The organism is Duganella sp. 1224 (assembly GCF_013408245.1).
In the GTDB taxonomy this organism is placed as follows: Bacteria; Pseudomonadota; Gammaproteobacteria; order Burkholderiales; family Burkholderiaceae_D; genus Rugamonas.
Map to the genome: position 1 here is coordinate 65706 of NZ_JACBYS010000005.1, position 17818 is coordinate 83523.

At 67.5% G+C, this 17818-nt stretch carries 12 protein-coding genes; 6 read left to right on the forward strand and 6 right to left on the reverse strand.

The window, feature by feature from the left end; all coding sequences use genetic code 11:
* Position 1: 1 nt before the first annotated feature.
* Positions 2-1306 carry an efflux RND transporter periplasmic adaptor subunit gene (locus tag FHW58_RS20420; protein WP_229265421.1) on the reverse strand — a complete coding sequence of 435 codons (1305 nt, stop codon included), beginning with the start codon at positions 1304-1306 and terminating at the stop codon, positions 2-4.
* 157 nt (positions 1307-1463) lie between these two features.
* Between FHW58_RS20420 and FHW58_RS20425 the strand changes: the two genes are divergently transcribed.
* Both FHW58_RS20425 and FHW58_RS20430 read left to right on the forward strand, forming a co-directional pair.
* Positions 1464-2852, forward strand: a complete 1389-nt coding sequence (locus FHW58_RS20425; RefSeq protein ID WP_179675016.1) for a sigma-54 dependent transcriptional regulator — start codon at positions 1464-1466, stop codon at positions 2850-2852.
* On the forward strand, positions 2842-4119 hold the full coding sequence (locus tag FHW58_RS20430) for a PAS domain-containing sensor histidine kinase (RefSeq protein ID WP_179675017.1): 1278 nt from the start codon (positions 2842-2844) through the stop codon (positions 4117-4119). Before FHW58_RS20425 ends, FHW58_RS20430 begins: the two co-directional genes overlap by 11 nt.
* On the opposite strand, the gene FHW58_RS20435 is transcribed toward FHW58_RS20430, so the two are convergent.
* A complete protein-coding gene (locus tag FHW58_RS20435; protein WP_179675018.1) occupies positions 4116-4568 on the reverse strand; it encodes a GNAT family N-acetyltransferase in 453 nt (150 codons plus the stop codon). The two genes, FHW58_RS20430 and FHW58_RS20435, sit on opposite strands and share 4 nt — an antisense overlap.
* Before the next feature lie 92 nt (positions 4569-4660).
* Complete coding sequence (locus FHW58_RS20440; RefSeq protein WP_179675019.1) at positions 4661-5086, reverse strand: organic hydroperoxide resistance protein; 426 nt, start codon at positions 5084-5086, stop codon at positions 4661-4663.
* A gap of 259 nt (positions 5087-5345) precedes the next feature.
* Between FHW58_RS20440 and FHW58_RS20445 the strand changes: the two genes are divergently transcribed.
* Positions 5346-8366, forward strand: coding sequence for a sensor histidine kinase (locus FHW58_RS20445; protein ID WP_179675020.1), 3021 nt, complete (start codon positions 5346-5348; stop codon positions 8364-8366).
* Here FHW58_RS20445 and FHW58_RS20450 read toward each other — a convergent pair.
* Entirely contained in the window at positions 8351-9244 is an 894-nt protein-coding gene (locus tag FHW58_RS20450) for a LysR family transcriptional regulator (protein WP_179675021.1), read from the reverse strand. The two genes, FHW58_RS20445 and FHW58_RS20450, sit on opposite strands and share 16 nt — an antisense overlap.
* Positions 9245-9351: 107 nt before the next feature.
* Here FHW58_RS20450 and FHW58_RS20455 point away from each other — a divergent pair, with 107 nt between their 5' ends.
* The 3 genes from FHW58_RS20455 (at position 9352) to FHW58_RS20465 (ending at position 14850) form a co-directional block, all read left to right on the forward strand.
* Positions 9352-10218, forward strand: coding sequence for an SDR family oxidoreductase (locus FHW58_RS20455; protein ID WP_179675022.1), 867 nt, complete (start codon positions 9352-9354; stop codon positions 10216-10218).
* 139 nt (positions 10219-10357) lie between these two features.
* Positions 10358-12436 carry a TonB-dependent siderophore receptor gene (locus tag FHW58_RS20460; protein ID WP_179675023.1) on the forward strand — a complete coding sequence of 693 codons (2079 nt, stop codon included), beginning with the start codon at positions 10358-10360 and terminating at the stop codon, positions 12434-12436.
* Positions 12433-14850 carry a sulfite reductase flavoprotein subunit alpha gene (locus FHW58_RS20465; RefSeq protein ID WP_179675024.1) on the forward strand — a complete coding sequence of 806 codons (2418 nt, stop codon included), beginning with the start codon at positions 12433-12435 and terminating at the stop codon, positions 14848-14850. The genes FHW58_RS20460 and FHW58_RS20465 overlap by 4 nt, the downstream gene beginning before the upstream one ends.
* Positions 14851-14925: 75 nt before the next feature.
* Here the strand turns inward: FHW58_RS20465 and FHW58_RS20470 are convergent, their stop codons facing one another.
* Positions 14926-15969, reverse strand: coding sequence for a histone deacetylase family protein (locus tag FHW58_RS20470; protein ID WP_179675025.1), 1044 nt, complete (start codon positions 15967-15969; stop codon positions 14926-14928).
* Positions 15970-15975: 6 nt separating this feature from the next.
* A complete protein-coding gene (gene gshA, locus FHW58_RS20475) occupies positions 15976-17589 on the reverse strand; it encodes a glutamate--cysteine ligase (RefSeq protein ID WP_179675026.1) in 1614 nt (537 codons plus the stop codon).
* Positions 17590-17818 lie beyond the last annotated feature (229 nt).

Genomic DNA, 17818 nt, shown 5'->3' on the forward strand with positions numbered 1-17818 from the left:
GTTACTGCGTAATTTGCAGCCGTGGTGAATTTCCGTAAGCGGCGTAGCTGGACAGGATCACCTTGTCGCCGGCGCTCAGGCCTTCCAGCACTTCGATCTGGCTGTTGTTGCGGCGCCCGGTGCGCACGGCGCGCCGCTGGGCGCTGTGGCCAGAGGCGTCCAGCACATACACCCAGGCGCCGCCGCTGTCGTTGATGAAGGCGCCGTTGGGCAGCAGCAGCGCCGATGCCGGCTCGCCCAGCGTGATGCGCGCGTCCAGGCTCTGGCCGGGGTTCAGCACCGGCGGCTGGCCCTTGGTGAACACCATCTCCACGGTGAAGCGGCCATCCTTGATCTGCGGGTAGATAGTGCTGATGTCGGCGGCATAGCTGCGCCCATCCTGCTGCACGTTGCCATGGCGGCCGACTGCCATGCGGTTCAGGTAGTACTCGTCCACGTTGGCGGTCAGCTTGAAGCGCGCGGGGTCGTCGATGCGGCCGATGTTCTTGCCGGTGGCGATGGATTCGCCGACCTGCAGGCGGAAATTGGTCAGCCGGCCCTCCACCGGCGCCCGCACCGCCAACGCGTCGACCGTGGCGGACACCAGTTTGAGGCCGGAGTTCAGCCCCTGGATCGAGCTTTCCAGTTGCTGCTCGGCGCCCTGGCGCACGCGCGATTCGGCCACGTTGGATTGCTGTTCTTGCCTGAGCGCGCGCTCCTGTTGCGCGAGTTTATCTTCCGATTCTTCCAGCGCCACGCTGGAGATGAAGCCCTGCGCCGCCAGCCGCACATTGCGCGCGTGCTGCTTGCGCGCCTGATCCAGCGCGAACTGCAGGTCATCCAGCCGGCGTTGGTGGTCACTGGCGCTGGCCTGTTGCGCCACGCGCAGGTTGGACAGGTTGAAGACGCTGACCGAATGTTCGTACTGGCGTGCCAGCAGTTCCAGGTTGCGCTGCGGGTTGGAGATGCGGAACAGCAGCTGGCCTTTTTTCACCAGCGCGCCGTCGGCGGCAAAGACTTCTTCCACGCGGCCGGATTCCACCGCATCGAGGATGACGGAGTTGAGCGGCTCGGCGTTGGCGCGCACGATGATCTCGTCGACGAACACGCCGCGCGTGGCCTGGCCGATGCGCAGGTCGGTGCCGTCGATCTGCAGCCCGCGCGGCATCCACGACCACAACGCGTACGCGGCGACGGCGGTCGCCGCAACGCTGGCGGCGATAACGGCGATGCGCTTGCCGCGCCGGCGCGGCACCACGACATCCATCGCCGCGCCGCTGGCGGGGAGTGGTGGCGTGGCGGTATCAAAAATTTTTTTGGTGTGCATATCGGCCTTACTGCAAACCTTGTGCCATGCCAAAAACGCGGCTTTTGCGCGCTGGCGGCGCCGAAGTGTTCATTTCCGGACAGCGCGCGCTGTTCACTAGCGAACAGCCGCCGGAAGCGGGCATTTACAGCGGTTGTGCTGCTGCTAGAATGCCTGCATGTCTGCCCATATCCTGATCCTTGATGACGATGCCGATGTCGCCACCGCCGCGCAAATGCTGCTGCGCCGGCGCTATGGCCAGGTGGCCACGCTGACCGATCCGGCTGGCTTGCCGGCGCTGCTGGCGCGTGGTGTGCCGGACGTGGTGCTGCTGGACCTGAACTTTACGCCGGGCCGCATCAACGGCGCCGAGGGGCTGGCGCTGCTGGATGTGTTGCGCGCGCAGGCGCGCCCGCCGGCTGTTATCGCCATGACGGCGTATGCCGACGTGCCGCTGGCCGTGGAGGCGCTCAAGCGCGGCGCCGGCGATTTCATTACCAAGCCTTGGGACAACGCCCGGTTGATCGCGGCGGTGGACCAGGCGTTGGCGCGGCGCGAGGCGGTGCGCGGCGGCGGCATCGGTTCGCCGGATCTGATGGGCGAGTCGCGCGCCATGCGCGAGTTGAAGGCCTTGATCGCCAGCGTGGCGCCGACCGAGGCGAATGTGATGGTGCTGGGTGAAAACGGCGTGGGCAAGGAGCTGGTGGCGCGGGCGATTCATGCGGCGTCGCGCCGCGCCGGCGGCACGCTGCTGGCGGTGGACATGGGGGCGCTGCCGGAATCGACGTTCGAGAGTGAATTGTTCGGCCATCGCAAGGGTTCGTTCACGGATGCGAAGTCGGACCGCGCCGGCCGTTTCCAGGCAGCGCGCGGCGGTTCGCTGTTTTTGGACGAAATCGGTAATATGCCGCTGGCCGCGCAGGCCAAGTTGTTGACGGCGCTGGAGCGGCGCGAGGTGACGCCGATCGGCGCCGACAAGCCGGAGGCCATCGATGTGCGCATCATCAGCGCCACCAATCTGGATGAGGCGCGGCTGTTCGATCCGTCGGTATTCCGCGCGGATTTGCTATTCAGGCTGAATACCATTGTGATCCGCGTGCCGCCGTTGCGCGAGCGGCGCGAGGATGTGCCGCTGTTGTTGGCGCATTACCTGAAGGTGTACGAGGCGCAGTACCAGCGGCCGGCGCGCACTGTGTCGGCGGCGGCGCTGGAGGTCCTGGCGCGGCACGATTGGCCCGGCAATGTGCGGGCCTTGCGCCATGCGTGCGAGCGCGCGGCGATTCTGGGGCAGGGCGCGGAATACAGCGTCGCCGATTTTGGTTTGGCCAGTTCCGCCGGCGCGGCGCCGGCGTGGCCTGTTATGGACGAGCCGCCCGCGGCGTCCGCGCCGCGCGATGGAGTGGCACCGGCAGGCGCCGCTGGCGCTGACACCACGCTGGACGCCATCGAGCGCGCCGCGATTGCCGCCACGCTGGCGCAGTTCAACGGCAACATCAGCCATGCGGCCAAGACGCTCGGCATCAGTCGCGCGGCGTTGTACCGCAAGCTGGGCAAGCATGGCATCTGAGCGCGCGCTCAAGCTGGGCGTGGCGGCCGGCGTCGCCGGCCTGATGGCGCTGTCGGTCGCCGCCGACCTGCTGTCGCCCTTGCCCGAGCCGCGCCGCATCGTGTTGTGTGGCCTGCTGGCGCTGGCGCCGGCATCGCTGCTGTGGCGCTGCCTGCGCCGCCTCGCCCTGCGTACGCCACGCATGGAGGGCGCGACCGGCCGCCATCCCGCCGCAGCCGCCCCCGTCGCCCGACCGCAGGGGGCCAGCGATGCGCAGTTGGGCGGCGACGTGGCGCCACCGCCGTCACTGGCCGACGCCATGCTTTCGCTGGAGGCTCGCCTTGAACACGCGCCGATCGCTTTGTTCCGCATCGACCACGCGGCCGGCGTCGGCGCGGTGGCGCCGCTGAACGCCGCCGCCCGCAGGCTGCTGGCCCCCGGCCGCGCCAGCGCGCCGCAGGATCTGCATCAGCTGCTGGCCGCGCAGCCGGTCGGCCAGCGCCAGCTGGTCAGCTTCGACACCGAACGCGGCGCCGAGCGCGCGTTGGTGGCCGTCTCCGCGCTGTCCGTGCAGGGCGCATCCCAGCGCCTGGCCGCGCTGATGCCGGTGGAAAGCGAACTGGAAGCCGAAGCCCTCAACGCCTGGCGCCAACTGGTGCAGGTGCTCACGCACGAGATCATGAACTCCCTGACGCCGGTGGCCTCGCTGTCGCGCACCGCCCGCGGCCTGCTGGACGACGCCCAGGCCGCCCTGCCGGCCGACATCCACGCCGACCTGGGCACGGCGCTGGACGCCATCGCCCGCCGCGCCGCCAGCCTGGTGGACTTCGTGGGCAGCTACCGCAGCCTGTCCACCGTGCCGCAAGCGCAGCCGCAACGGGTGCCGCTGGAAGAACTGTTCGAGCGATTGAAGGCGCTGCTGGAACCGCAATGGCAGGGCCGGCTGTCGTTCTCGGTGGAGCCGGCCTCGCTGGAGGTGATGATCGATCCGGGGCAGCTGGAGCAGGCCCTCATCAATCTGCTGAAGAACGCGGCGGAAGCCGGCACCCAGGCCCAGGTCAGCGCGCGCCTGAGTCGCGGCGGCCGACTGCGCATCGACGTGTCGGACAACGGCCCGGGCGTGCCGGAAGCGCTGGCCGCGCATATCTTCACGCCGTTCTTCTCGACCAAAAAGCAGGGCCGGGGCATTGGCCTCGCGATGGTGCGCCACCTGGTGCACGCCAACGGCGGCACGGTGCGCCACGCGCGCCAGGTCGGCGCCGGCGCGCGCTTCATCCTGACGTTTTAACGCACCATATCCACGTGCATGATGCCATCCTCGTCATACGGCGCGGTCACGGTCCGGAAGCCGAAGCTGGCATAGAATTTTTCCAGGTGCGCTTGCGCGCCGATGCGGAAGCCCCAGCCGGGATGCAACTGCTCGGCCAAAGGAATCGCCTTGGCCAGCAGCTCGCGGCCCACGCCCGAGCCGCGCGCGGCCTGCGTGGTCAGTACGCGACCCAGCGACATCTCGTCGAACTTCACGCCCGGCGGCACGCAGCGCAGGTAGGCCATCAGCGTGCGCTGGCCGTCGATCTCGCGCCAGCCCATCAGGTGATGGCAGACCGGATCGGCGCCGTCGATATCGGGGTACAAACAGGTTTGTTCGAGGACGAACACCGCCTGCCGCTGGCGCAGCACTTCGTACCAGTCATTGCGGGGAATCTCGTCAAAATGCAGCCAGTGCCACTCAATCATTGCGCGTCTCGTTCAGGATCAAAGCATTGATTGTATGTGAAAAAGGCCGGCGCCTCTGAACGAGGGGCCGGCCTTGCGTGAGGCTGGACCGATTACACGATGGTCAGGGTCACGTCGATGTTGCCGCGGGTGGCGTTCGAGTATGGGCACACGATGTGCGCGGCGTCGACCAGTTTCTGCGCGGTTTCGCGGTCCATGCCTGGCAGCGAGATTTTGTGCTCGACCTGGATGCCGAAGCCGGTCGGGATAGGACCGATGCCGACCGAGGTTTCCACCGACAGGTCCGCCGGCACGGCGATCTTGTCGCGGCCGCCAACGAATTTCATCGCGCCGATGAAGCAGGCGGCGTAGCCCGAAGCGAACAGCTGTTCCGGATTGGTGCCGTCACCGCCGGCGCCGCCCAGTTCTTTCGGGGTGCTCAGTTTCACGGACAGGTGACCATCCGACGAAGCGGATTGGCCTTCGCGGCCGCCGGTGGTTTTAGCGTGTGCGGTGTACAGGACTTTTTCGAGCGACATGATATTTCCTTTCAGTGAGTGATACTGTTGAGTTTAGTTGGCTATTCAATCGCTAGCTATCTACCGAATGGGGAGGTTAGCTTGCTAATCTACTACAACTTGCGCTGTTTGCAGCGCCCATGTACGTACTATACATAGCACACGATCTAATAGCAAGCGATATTTGTGACGAATTGTAACCGCTGTGCTTGCCTTGCTTCTCACAGATGAGATGCGTAGAGTAGACCGTTGCGTTTGGTTAATCTTTGGAAGGAAGAGCATGTTGAGAATCTGGGTGGCTGTGTTCTGCGCGTTGCTGTGTGGCGCGTCCTTCGCCATCCCGTTGGAACGCAAACTCTCCCAGCTCCAGCACCAAAGCTGGACCGCCAAGGATGGCGTGCCGCCGTCGCCCGGCACGATGGCGCAGACCGATGACGGTTATCTCTGGCTCGGCACCAACGCCGGGCTGTACCGCTTTGACGGCGTGCGCTTCGAATTGTTCCAGCCGCGCAGCGGCAGCCTGCCGCGTGGCTACGTGTATTTTCTCAAGGCGCAGCCGGGCGTCGGCCTGTGGATCGGCTGGGGCGTGGGCGGCATCAGCCTGGTGCGCGACGGCGCGGCGATCAATTACGGCGTTGAACAGGGCGTCAGCGGCGGCAGCTGGTGGGGCTTCGATTTTGACCGCCAGGGCGGCGTCTGGGCCGCCGGCGTGGATGGCCTGGTGCATTTCGATGGCAAGCAGTGGCGCCGCATCGGCCAGCAGCAGGGATTTACGGCGAAAAAAGCCTCGGCGATTTTTGTCGACCGGGAGGGCACCGTGGGCGCTTTCAGCGAACAGGGGCTGTTCCTCAAGCCCGCCAACAGCGCGGTCTTCCACAAGCCGATCGGCCATACCGATGTGCGCCAGCCGCCGCAGCTGGGCCCCGATGGACGCATCTATTTCATGGAGGAGTCCAGCATCCGCGTCATCGATAGCCTGGCGCGCTACGAACAGGCGGACCACGCGCCCATCTTCAAAGGCAAGCCGGGCGCGGCGCAAAGCATGCTGATCGATCGTTCCGGCAGCCTGTGGTACGAAACCCAGGCCGGCCTGCACCGCACCGATCCCGACCACCCCGCCATGACCGAGCGCTTCAGAAAAACCGACGGGCTGTCCGCCGATATCATCTACAGTTTTTTTGAAGACCGCGAAGGCAATATCTGGCTGGCGACCAGCGACGGCATCGACCGCTTTCGCCAGGTCGACGTCAACCGGGTCACGCCCTCGCTCGGCACCTACGTGCTCGGCCAGAGCCATTTGCTGGCCGGCGACGGCAACGTGATGACGGCGGTGACGCCGAACTTCGACGGCGGCTGGGTGGCGCTGACGCCCGATGGCGTCGTGCAAAACACCGACTGGCTCAAGCGCCATCCGGGCGGCCATGCGCAATCCGGCATCCGCGTGCCGGACGGCTCCTTCCTGCTGGCCGACCGCGCCGGCTTGCACCGCGTCTGGCCCAACAAGAAAGAGGAAACGATAGGCTGGCCGGCCGACATGGGACCGGTGCACCTGGTGCGCCAGGTGATCCAGGACCGTGATGGCGCGCCGTGGATTTCGGTGGTGGCCACCGGCGTCTATCAGTACAAGGACGGCCAGTGGCGGCGCCACGCCGCCCTGCCCAAGGAGGGCAAGCAAACGCCGATGTCGATGCTGGCCGACAGCCAGGGGCGCCTGTGGTTCGGCTACCCGGACAACAAGATCGCGCTGCTGCAGGATGGCAAGGTGTCGCTGCTGTCGCCCGCGCAGGGCATGGACCTGGGCCGCGTGCTCCTGCTGTACGAGGCGGACGGCCAGGTGATCGCCGGCGGCGAGCGCGGGCTGGCGGTGTACCGCAAGCAGCGCTTCCAGGCCTGGAAAGTCAGCGGCCACACGTTTATGGATGTGGCCGCTATTGTGGTGACCAAAGCCGGCGACGTGTGGATCAACGCCGCCTCCGGCACCGTGCGCATTACCGGCGGCCTGCGAGATTTCCTGCAGGGGGTGCCGAGCGCGCCGTCGCAGGTGCGCGTGTTCGACGCCATCGACGGGCGGCTTGGCGTGTCCAGCGTGCTGCAGAATTTTTCGGTGGCGGAAGCGGGCGACGGCAAAATCTGGCTCGCCGACGGCGGCGGCCTGTCGTGGATCGACCCGGCCCATCTGCTGAAGGCGCCGCTGCCGCCGCCGGTGACGGTGGAATCGCTGAAGGCGGGCGAGCAGCATTTCCGCCTGCCGTCGAACGTGACGCTGGCGCCGGGCGCGCGCGACGTCCAGCTCAACTATTCCAGCCCCATCCTGGGCACGCCCGAGCGCATGCGCTTCCGCTATCGGCTGGATGGCTACGATACCGAATGGCGCGACGCCGGCGCGCGCCGCCAGGCGTTCTACACCGGTTTGCCGCCCGGACAGTATCACTTCCGCGTCATCGCCGCCAACGGCGGCGACCACTGGTCCGAGGAAGGGCCGGGCTTGCGCTTCACGCTGACGCCGAATTTCTACCAGACGTTGTGGTTCAAGGCGCTGTGCGCCGGCGCGGCCGCGTGGCTGGTCTGGCTGGCGTTCCAGCTCCGCCTGAAGCAGACCGCCAAGGCCTTCAAGGCGCAGCTGGAGGCGCGTCATGGCGAGCGCGAACGCATCGCCCGCGAACTGCACGACACGCTGCTGCAAGGCATGCAGGCGCTGATCCTCGGCGTCGACAGCGCCGCCAAGCGGCTGCCGCCGGATGAACCGGCGCGCGCGCGGCTGGACCGGCTGCTGCTGCAGGCCGACATTGTGCTCAGCGAAGGCCGCAAGCAGGTGCTGGATGTGCGCGGCACCGAGGTCTACGACGAAGGCGTGTTCGCGCTGCTCAGCAGGGACGGCGCCGTGCTGGCGAAGGATGGCGAGGTGCAGTTCGCCAGCCAGGTGTTCGGCAAGCAGCGCGAGTTGCAGCCGGCGTCATCCCATGAAATCTACCGCATCGGCATGGAGGCGATCGTCAACGCGGTGCGGCACGCGCGGGCCAGCAAGCTGACCGTCACCATGCGCTACACCCGTTTTGCGCTGCACCTGGACATCGGCGACGATGGCGTCGGCATGCCGCCGCAGGTGCTGGAACAGCGTGGCACGCCGGGTCACTTCGGGCTGCCGGGCCTGTACGAGCGCGCCTCCCGGCTGGACGCCGAGCTGCACATCGTCTCGCGGCCGGGCGCCGGCACGGTGGTCGGGCTGCGGGTGCCGGCGCGGCTGGCCTACGCGCGCCGGTCGCTGCTGCCCGCCTTCCTGCGCCGTCAGCGCGTGATGTAAGCGGCCAGTTCGTCCGGCGTGCCGTTGGGGAAAGCTTGCCGGATGAAGTCGAGGAAGGCCGACACGCGGGTGCTGAGCAGGCGCCGCGACGGATACAGCGTCCACAAGGCGATCTCGGCGCCGTCGATGTCGCCCCAGTGGCGCAGCGTGCCGGCCGCGAGGTCGTGGCTGACCAGCGACACCGGCAGCATGGCGGCGCCGGCCCCGGCGCGCGCGGCGTCGCGCACCATCAGCAGCGAGGACAGTTGCAGCACCGGCTGGATGGCGATGCTGACCGGGCCATCGGCCGCGCGCAGCCGCCAGGCCGCCGGCGCCGCGCTGGCGCTGCGCACGATGGCGGCCACCGGCGCGCCATCGGCCGGCCGCGTCAGGCCCGGCGCGGCCACCACCACCAGCCGGTCGCGCAGAAAGACGCGGCCGACCAGGCTTTCATCCGGATCCGGGTTGACGCGGATCACCAGGTCGTAGCCTTCCTCCACCATGTCCACCGGGCGGTCCTCGGTGCTGACCTCTAGCCGCACCTGCGGGTGCTTCAGCGCGAACTCGGCGGCCAGCTTGCCCATCGCGGTTTGCGAGAACAACAGCGGCGCGCTGACGCGCAGGCGGCCGCGCGGCGTGGCGCCGCCAGCCGCGATGTCGGCGGCGGCTTCGTCGATGTCGTTGAGCAGCGTGGCGGTGCGCTCGTGCAGCGCGCGGCCTTCCTCGGTCAGTTGCAGCGTGCGGGCGCCGCGCTCCAGCAGGCGCAGGCCGAGGCTGGTTTCGAGTTCCGCCACCCGGCGCGACAGCGTGGCCTTGGGCCGGCCGCTGGCGCGCGCGGCCTTGCCAAAGCCGCCGTGGCGGGCGACCAGGTTGAAATCGGTGAGGGCGAGCAGGTCCATGTGTTCCACCAATGAGACAGGATGTCCAAATATACCATCTATCGGACCGTCCGCGAGACGTCTACCATGGACTCATCTTTCAACCACATCCCAAAAGGAGAAACATCATGACGATCCTCGTTACTGGCGCCACCGGCCGTGTTGGCACCCAAGTCGTTCAACAACTCGTGCAGCGCGGCGCCTCGGTGCGCGTGCTGGTGCGCGATCCGGCCAAGGCCAGCTTCCCCGCCGGCGTCGACGTGGTGCGCGGCGACCTGCTCGATGTCGACGCGCTGCGCGCCGCGTTTGACGGCGTCAACACGCTGTTCCTGCTCAACGCCGTGGCCGGCGATGAGTTCACCCAGGCGCTGATCACGCTGAACGTGGCGCGCGCGGCCGGCGTCGAGCGGGTGGTGTACCTGTCGGTGCTGCACAGCGACCGCTTCGTCAACGTGCCGCACTTCGCCGTCAAGCAGGGCGCCGAGCGCATGATCGAGCAAATGGGCTTCAGCGCCACCATCCTGCGCCCGGCGTACTTCATCGACAATGAGTTGATGGTGAAGGACGTGATCCTCAACCACCACGTGTATCCGATGCCGATCGGCGGCAAGGGCGTGGCGATGATCGACGTGCGCGACATCGCCGAGGTGGCGGCGATTGAACTGATCCGCCGCGCCCAGGCGCCCGGCAAGCTGCCGAACGAGATCATCAACCTGGTCGGGCCGGATACGCTGACCGGCGCGGACCTGGCCGCCATCTGGAGCGAGGTGCTGGGCCGGCCGGTGGTGTATGGCGGTGACGATCCGAGCGGCTTCGAGCAGAATCTGGCCTCCTTCATGCCGAAGTGGATGGCGTACGAGATGCGCCTGATGGCCGAGCGTTACGTCAGCGATGGCATGCTGCCGGCGACGGGGGATCAGGCCCGGCTGACCGCGTTGCTGGGGCGGCCGTTGCACACGTATCGCGCGTTTGCGCAGGCCATGGCGAGCGCTTGACCCCGCACAGCGGCACACCGGGGTCGGACCCCGTACGGGGTCTGACCCCATCCTCTGGGGTTGGCGTCGCGCTCTCTTTAATTGATAATCATTCTCATTCCGTGTAGAATTGCTGGCATTCATCATTCCGATCCATGCCATGCGTCACCTGCCTCTCTGCCTCGCCCTGTCCGCCGCCTTGCCTGCGTTTGCGCAGGATGAGCAAGTCCTGCAAGCCGTCAAGGTGACGGCGGCGCGCGCCGACGGCTTCGCGCCCCGGACGGTGGAGGCGGGCAGCTTCCGCGGCGCCGACATCATGGACGTGCCGGCCACGGTCAACGTCGTCACGCGCGAGGTGCTGGAGCTGCAGGCGGCGGGCGGCCTGTACGACGCGCTGAAAAACACCGCCGGCGTCACCCGCCAGCAGAACGGCGGCGAGACATGGGACCAGCTGGTCATACGCGGCATCGCGGTGGAAAACCGCACCAACTACCGCCTGAACGGCTCGCTGCCGATCATGAACTTCTCGCAGGTGCCGCTGGAGGACAAGGAGCGCGTGGAAGTGCTGAAAGGCGCCACCGCCCTGTATTACGGCTTTACCTCGCCGGCCGGCGTGGTCAACTTCGTCACCAAGCGCGCCGGCGCGGCGCCGGTCACCACGCTGGGCATGACGGTCGACCAGAACGGCAGCGCGGTCGCCACCGCCGATGTGGCGCGCCGCTTCGGCGAGCGGCAGCAGGTGGGCGTGCGCATCAACGCGGCAGGCGGCACGCTGGGCTCCTATCTGGACAACGTCGGCAACGGCAACCGCAAGTTCGCCTCGGCGGCGCTGGACTGGCGCGTCAACACGCGCCTGCTGCTGAAGGCCGACCTGGAATACGACAAGCGCCGCGTCACCGAGCAGGCAGGCATTCAGTTGCCGACCGCCGTCAATGGCGTGATCACGCTGCCGCGCGCGGTCGATCCTAAGCGTCTGATCGGCCCCGACTGGGCCAAGTTCGACGCCGAAACCAGGAACATCCTGCTGCGCGCCGACTACGCGCTGAGCGACGACTGGGCGCTGACCGTGGAAGCCGGCCATTCTGAAACGGCACGCGACCGCGCGCTTGCCATTTTCCGCCTGACCAATGCCGCCGCGCTGGCCACCGGCGCCGGCCGCATCACCGGCAACCTGCAGCACAGCGTAGTCGATTCCGACATGCTGCGCGCCGAACTGGCCGGCACCATCATCACCGGCCCGGTCAAGCATGACGTCACCTTCGGCGCCACCCGCACCGACAAGGGACAGGACCCGATCTACCAGGCCACCTACGCGATCGCCTCGCAAAACCTGTACAACCCGGTGCCGATCACCAGCTACACCGTGAGCGCCTATCCCAGCGCGCCCACCACGGCGGCGCTGGACTCGCGCGATCAGGGCCTATATGCGCTGGACCGCCTGACCTTCTCGCCCAACTGGCAAGCGGTGGCCGGCGTGCGCAGCGTGCAGTACCGCAGCGACCAGGGCGCCAACCACTACGACGTCAGCAAGACCACGCCGATGGCGGCCCTGATCTACAAATTCAACAACGACCTGTCGTTCTACGCCTCGTCGTCGCAAGGGCTGGAAGAAGGCGAAACCGCGCCGACCGGCAGCGCCAACGTCGGCGAGCGCATGGCGCCGGGCGTCAGCCGCCAGAAGGAACTCGGCGCGCGCTGGCGCGTGGCCGGCGGCACGCTGCTGCAGGCCGCGCTGTTCGACATCACGCGCCCCGGCTACTACACCAACACCGCCAACGTCTTCACCGCCGACGGCGAGCAGCGTTATCGCGGCCTGGAGCTGTCCGCGCAGGGCAAGCTGACGCGCCAGCTGTCGTGGCAATCGTCGGCGCAATTGCTGGATCCTGAATTCCGCCACATCAACGCCGCCTACAACGGCAAGCTGCCGGAGAACGCATCGAAGCAGACCGCCAGCGCCTTCCTGGCGTACGAACTGGCGTCGCTGCCCGGCCTGTCGTTCAACGGCGGCGCGTATTACACCGGCCGCCGTCCGGTCAATGACCTGGACCAGGCCTTCCTCGGCGGCGTGACGCTGTTCAGCGCCGGCGCCCGCTACGCCAGCGCCGTCATGGGCAAGCAGACCGTGTGGCAGCTGAACGTGGACAACGCGGCCGACAAGCAGTACTGGGCCGGCGCCGGCACCCGCCTGGCGTCCGGCGCGCCGCGCCTGATCAAGCTGAGTGTGAAGGTGGACCTGTGAAAAAGCTCTGGTTCCAGCTGCATTGGTTTGTCGGCATCACGGCCGGCACGGTCCTGATGGTGATCGGCCTGACTGGCGCCATCCTCGCCTTCCGCGAACAGATCCTGGACGCGCTCAATCCCGGCGTGCGCACGGTGGCCGTGCAAAACGCGCCGGTGCTGACGCCGCAGCAGTTCGCGCAGGCCGCGCGCCAGTACAAGCCGCACGAACGCGTCACCAGCATCACGCTGTACAACACGCCGGGTTCCAGCGCCCGCATCGGCCTGGCGCCGCCGCCGGGCCAGCGCAAGGGTGACACGATTTATCTCAATCCCTACAATGCCGCGCTGCTGCCGGCGCTGCAATACGAGGGCTTCTTCGAATGGACCGAGCAGCTGCACCGCTTCCTGCTGCTGCCGCGCGAGCCGGGCAAGATGGTCAGCGGCGTGCTCGCCTTCTGCCTGATGGGCCTGGCCCTGACCGGCCTGTATCTGCGCTGGCCGCGCCGCGTGTGGGACTGGCGCACCTGGCTCACCTTCGATGCGCGCATGAAGGGCCGCTCCTTCCTGTGGGGCCTGCACTCGGTGGCGGGTACGTGGGTGCTGGTGGTGTTCATGGTGTTCACCGTGTCCGGCGTGTACTGGGCCTTCGATCCGATCCGCGACATGGCGGACGGCTGGATGGGTACCTTGCGCCCGCCGCGCGAGGCGGCCGTGCCCAAACCGAAAGGCGCCAAGCCGCCGAAAGCCGCGGCAACCGAAGCGGCCGACCTGACGCCAGCATGGACCACCTTCCAGCGCACCGCGCCGGACTGGCAGATGGCGCTGGTGCGGCCGCCGGAGCGCGCTAGCGCGCCGCTGCAGATTCTGTGGGTGGCCAAGGACGCGCCGCACGTGCGTGCGCGCAGCAGCATGAGCATCAACACGCAGACCGGCGCGCTGCTGAAGAACGAGCTGTACGCCGACAAGCCGGTGGGCGCGCGCCTGCAATCGACCATTTACCCGCTACACCTCGGCACCTACTTCGGCGTGGTCGGCCAGCTGATCGTGTTCATCGCCGCGCTGGCGCTGCCGGGCTTTGGCATCACCGGCTGGATGCTGTACCTGAACCGCCGCAAGCAGAAACGCATCGCCCGCGCCGAGCGCGCGCAGTTGGCGCAGTTTGCCGCGACGGCGCCGGCCGGCGTGGCGCAGGGCGATCCGGTGCTGCTGGCCTACGCCAGCCAGACCGGCCAGGCCGAGCGCGTGGCGCTGCAAAGCGCGGCCGCGCTGCAGAAGGCCGGCGTGGCGGTGCACCTGCAGTCGCTGGAAAAACTGACGCCGCCGCAGCTGGGCCAATACCGCCGCGCGCTGTTCGTCGCCAGCAGCTTTGGCGAGGGCGAGGCGCCGGACAGCGCGCGCCGCTTCAGCCGCTTGCTGCATGCGGCCAAGGAGGAGCTGCGTCATGTGCAGTACGCGGTGCTGGCGCTGGGGGACCGCAACTACGCGCAGTTCTGCGGCTTTGGCCGCGCGCTGGATCAGCGTCTGGCCTTCATGGGCGCGCAGCCGCTGCATCCGATGATCGAGGTCGATAACGGCGACGCCGGCGCGCTGGCCCGCTGGGGCAACGCGCTGCGCGGGTTGATGGGCGAGGGCGCCGCCACTGCGGCGGAGGTGGCGCTGAGCGCCGCCGCCGGGGATGAAGAGTATGTGCGCTGGCGCCTGCACAAGCGGGTGCTGCTCAATCCCGGCAGCATCGGCCTGCCGTTGTATGAGATGACGCTATCGGGCGAGGTGGGCGAGGGCTGGCGTCCGGGCGCGCTGCTGGACGTGTGGCCGGGCCATTATGGCGCCGAGGCGGCGCCGCGCCGTTATTCGCTGGCGTCGATTCCGCGCGATGGCGTTATTCAACTGGTGGTGCGGCAGGTGCGGTGCGAGCGGGGGCTGGGGCTGGCCTCCGGCTGGCTGACCGAGGTGGCGGCGATTGGCGACGAGGTGCGGGTGCGGCTGGTTGCCAATCCATCGTTCGACGCCTGCGCGGATGACGCGCCGGCGATCTACATCGGCAACGGCTCCGGCATCGCCGGTTTGCGCTCGCATTTGCGCGACCGGGTGCTGCGCGGGGCGCGGCGCAACTGGCTGATGTTCGGCGAGCGGCAGCAGGCGTATGACGCAGTGTGCGCGGAGGAGATTCAAGGGTGGCGGCAGCAGGGCTTCCTGCCGGAGCTGGACCTGGTGTATTCGCGCGATGTGACTGGCGGCGGCTATGTGCAGGACTGCATGCGCGATCGGGCCGCGAGCTTGCGGCAGTGGATTGCGCAGGGGGCGGTGGTGTACGTCTGCGGCAGCTTGCAAGGCATGGCCGGCGGCGTGCACGAGGCGCTGGGCGACATCCTCGGGGCTGACGGGTTGGAGCAACTCTCGGCCAGCGGCCGCTACCGCCGTGATGTTTACTAACCCCTCAAACCGAAGGGGTCAGACCCCGTGCGGGGTCTGACCCCGGGCCGCCGCCGGTGGCCGGGTTCGGGGTCGCTACAGCGCCGTCTCGAAGCCTTCGAGGACGTTCACCACGTTCACCCCGAGCTCCTTCACCGCATACCCACCTTCGAAAATGAACGCGGTCGGCACGTTCAGCCACGCCAGCCGCTCGCCGATCTTCAGGTAGTCGGCCGTCTGCAGGCTGAATTTTGACAGCGGGTCCCCCGCAAACGTATCCACCCCCAGCGACACCACCAGCGCATCCGGCGCAAAGCCGCCGACGCGGATGCACGCCGTCTCCAGCGCCGTGAACCACGCCTGCGTGCTGCTGCCCGCCGCCAGCGGCAGGTTCAGGTTGAATCCCATCCCCGCGCCCTCGCCGCGCTCATCGGCATGACCGAGATAAAACGGGTACTCGCCACGCGGGTCGGCATGGATCGAAACGAACAGCACATCCTCGCGCTGATAGAAGATGCTCTGCGTGCCGTTGCCATGGTGGTAGTCGATGTCGAGGATGGCGACCTTGCGCGCGCCGTCGTCCAGCAGATGCTGCGCCGCCAGCGCGGCGTTATTCAGAAAGCAGTAACCGCCAAAGAAATCCTTGCCGGCGTGGTGCCCCGGCGGACGGCTCAGCACAAACGTCGACCGTTCGCCCAGCCGCAGCGCGTGCGCCGCATTCACCGCGCAGTCGGCGCCGGTCTTGGCGGCGGTCCAGGTGCCGGCCGTCAGCGGCGTGCCGCTGTCCATCGAGTACAGTCCCATGCGCGCGGCGAAGTTGTCCGGCTCGATGTCGCTGCGCAGCGTGCGCACCGGCCACACCGACGGGAACGCGTCCTTCTTTGCGTTGGCCGGATCCAGCGCCACCCACTCGCTCCAGGCGTTGCGCAGGAAGTGCAGGTAGCGCGGCGTGTGAATCCGCTCCAGCGACATCAGCGGCACGCCGTGGGGCGTGACGATGCGTCCCAGCCCGCGCCGGCCCAGTTCCGCCAGCACCGCGTCCGCCCGCGCCGGCTTTTCAAAGCAGGGCACCAGTTCGCCGCGAAACATCTCGTGGCGCCCCTGGTGCTGCGCGTGCAGCTCGTTGTAGAAGGTGAGCATGACCGCTCAGTCGCAGTCCTGGCGCGACTGGCACAGATTGCTGTTGCGGTAGGCCGCCACGTAGTCGTCGAAGTTGGCTTGCGGCGCCGCTTCCATCTCGGCCTGCTCGGCCAGCGAGACGGCCGCCAGGTTGTCGAAGTAGGCCGCTTCGTCGGCGCTCGGCGGGTGGCCGCGGAAGTAGGCGGCATGGCGCTCGCTTTGCGCCAGCGCGAAGGCGTTGAACGAGTTGCCGTGCGCTTTCAGCGCCTCCAGCACCTGCGCCGATGGCGTCAGCGCCGGATCGTTCAGCTTGAGCGACTGCGCCGCCAGCGCGTCGCCATGGACGCTGTCGCCGCGCAGCGCGTCGAGCAGGGCGGCGGCGGGGCGGATGCGTTCCAGCAGGTCGGCGCCCCACACCGGCAGCGGCACCTCGGTTTCGCCGTTGTGCAGCGTCAGGCCCGGACGGCGGCCTTCCTTGACGGTGCGGGCGAAGTTCTCGGTGTAGCGCGCGCCTTGTTCCGGCGTGGTCTGCGGGCTGTCTTCCAGCGCGCAGAACAGCAGGAAGGCGTCGAGGAAGCGGCCGGCGCTTTCGCTGATGCCCACTGGCTCGAACGGATCGACGTCCATGCAGCGTACTTCGATGTACTGCACGCCGCGCGCGCACAGCGCCTGGATCGGCCGCTCGCCGGTCTGGATCACGCGCTTGGGGCGGATGGTCGAGTAGTACTCGTTTTCGATCTGTAGCACGTTGGTGCTGAGCTGGATCCACTCGCCGTCGCGCTTGGTGCCCAGCCTGGCGTAGGGCTCGTAGGGCTGGTTGACGGCCTTGGTCAGCGCGGCCACGTAGCTGTCCAGGCAATTCTCGTGCGGGCGCAGGCCGGACTGGGCGTCGTTCTGGTAACCGAGGTCGCTCATGCGCAGGCTGGTGGCGTAGGGCAGGTACAGCGTGTCGGCCGACAGCGTCTCCAGCTTGTGCGGGCGGCCGCGCAGGAAGCCGGCCGACAGTACCGGCGAGGCGCCGAACAAATACATCAGCAGCCAGCTGTAGCGGCGGAAGTTGCGGATCGTGGCCAGGTAGGCCTCGGACTGGTAGGCGCGCGGCGTCAGGCGCTTGGCGCCCGGCTGTTCGCTGGCCTCGTGCTCGGCCAGCACGCGCCACAGGCCCTCGTTCAGCGAGTAGTTGTAGTGGATGCCGGCAATGCATTGCATGGCCTTGCCATAGCGCAGCGCCAGGCCGCGCCGGTACACGTGCTTGAGCGTGCCCAGGTTGGAGGTGCCGTACCAGGCGATCTCGATGTCTTCCTCGGCCGGCAGTTCGCATGGCATCGACTGGCTCCACAGCAGCTCGTCGCCCAGCTTGCTGTAGGCGTAGCGGTGGATGCCGTCCAGCTTGGCGATGGTGGCGCCAATGTCCTGTTCGGCTGGGGTGATGAATTCCAGCAGGGTTTCAGCGTAGTCGGTGGTGATTTGCGGATGCGTCAAAGCCGATCCCAATGCCGCCGGATGGGGCGTGCGCGCCAGATGACCGGCGCGGTCCACGCGCAAGGTCTCCCGTTCGATGCCCCGCAGTCCGCCAGCCAGCACGGCGCGGTGTTTTTCTTCGGCCAGCAAGGCCAGGCGTCGTGTCAAAAGAGTTGGCAATTTGAAATCCTTTCTGGTGCAGCAAATAAATTATTGGTGCAGAGAGTAACCGAAATTGGCGGAACTCGCCGAAAGGCGGCAAGAAGAGCATTTTAACAAAAGCGCCGCCCGTGCTCCGTGCGCCAGCCGACCCCCACGTTTGCTGTTCAGGACAAAACGTTTGGCAAACCGGAAAATTTTGTGATCCTTTTGAAGATACTCATAATCGGTCATCGGTAGGAATGATGCG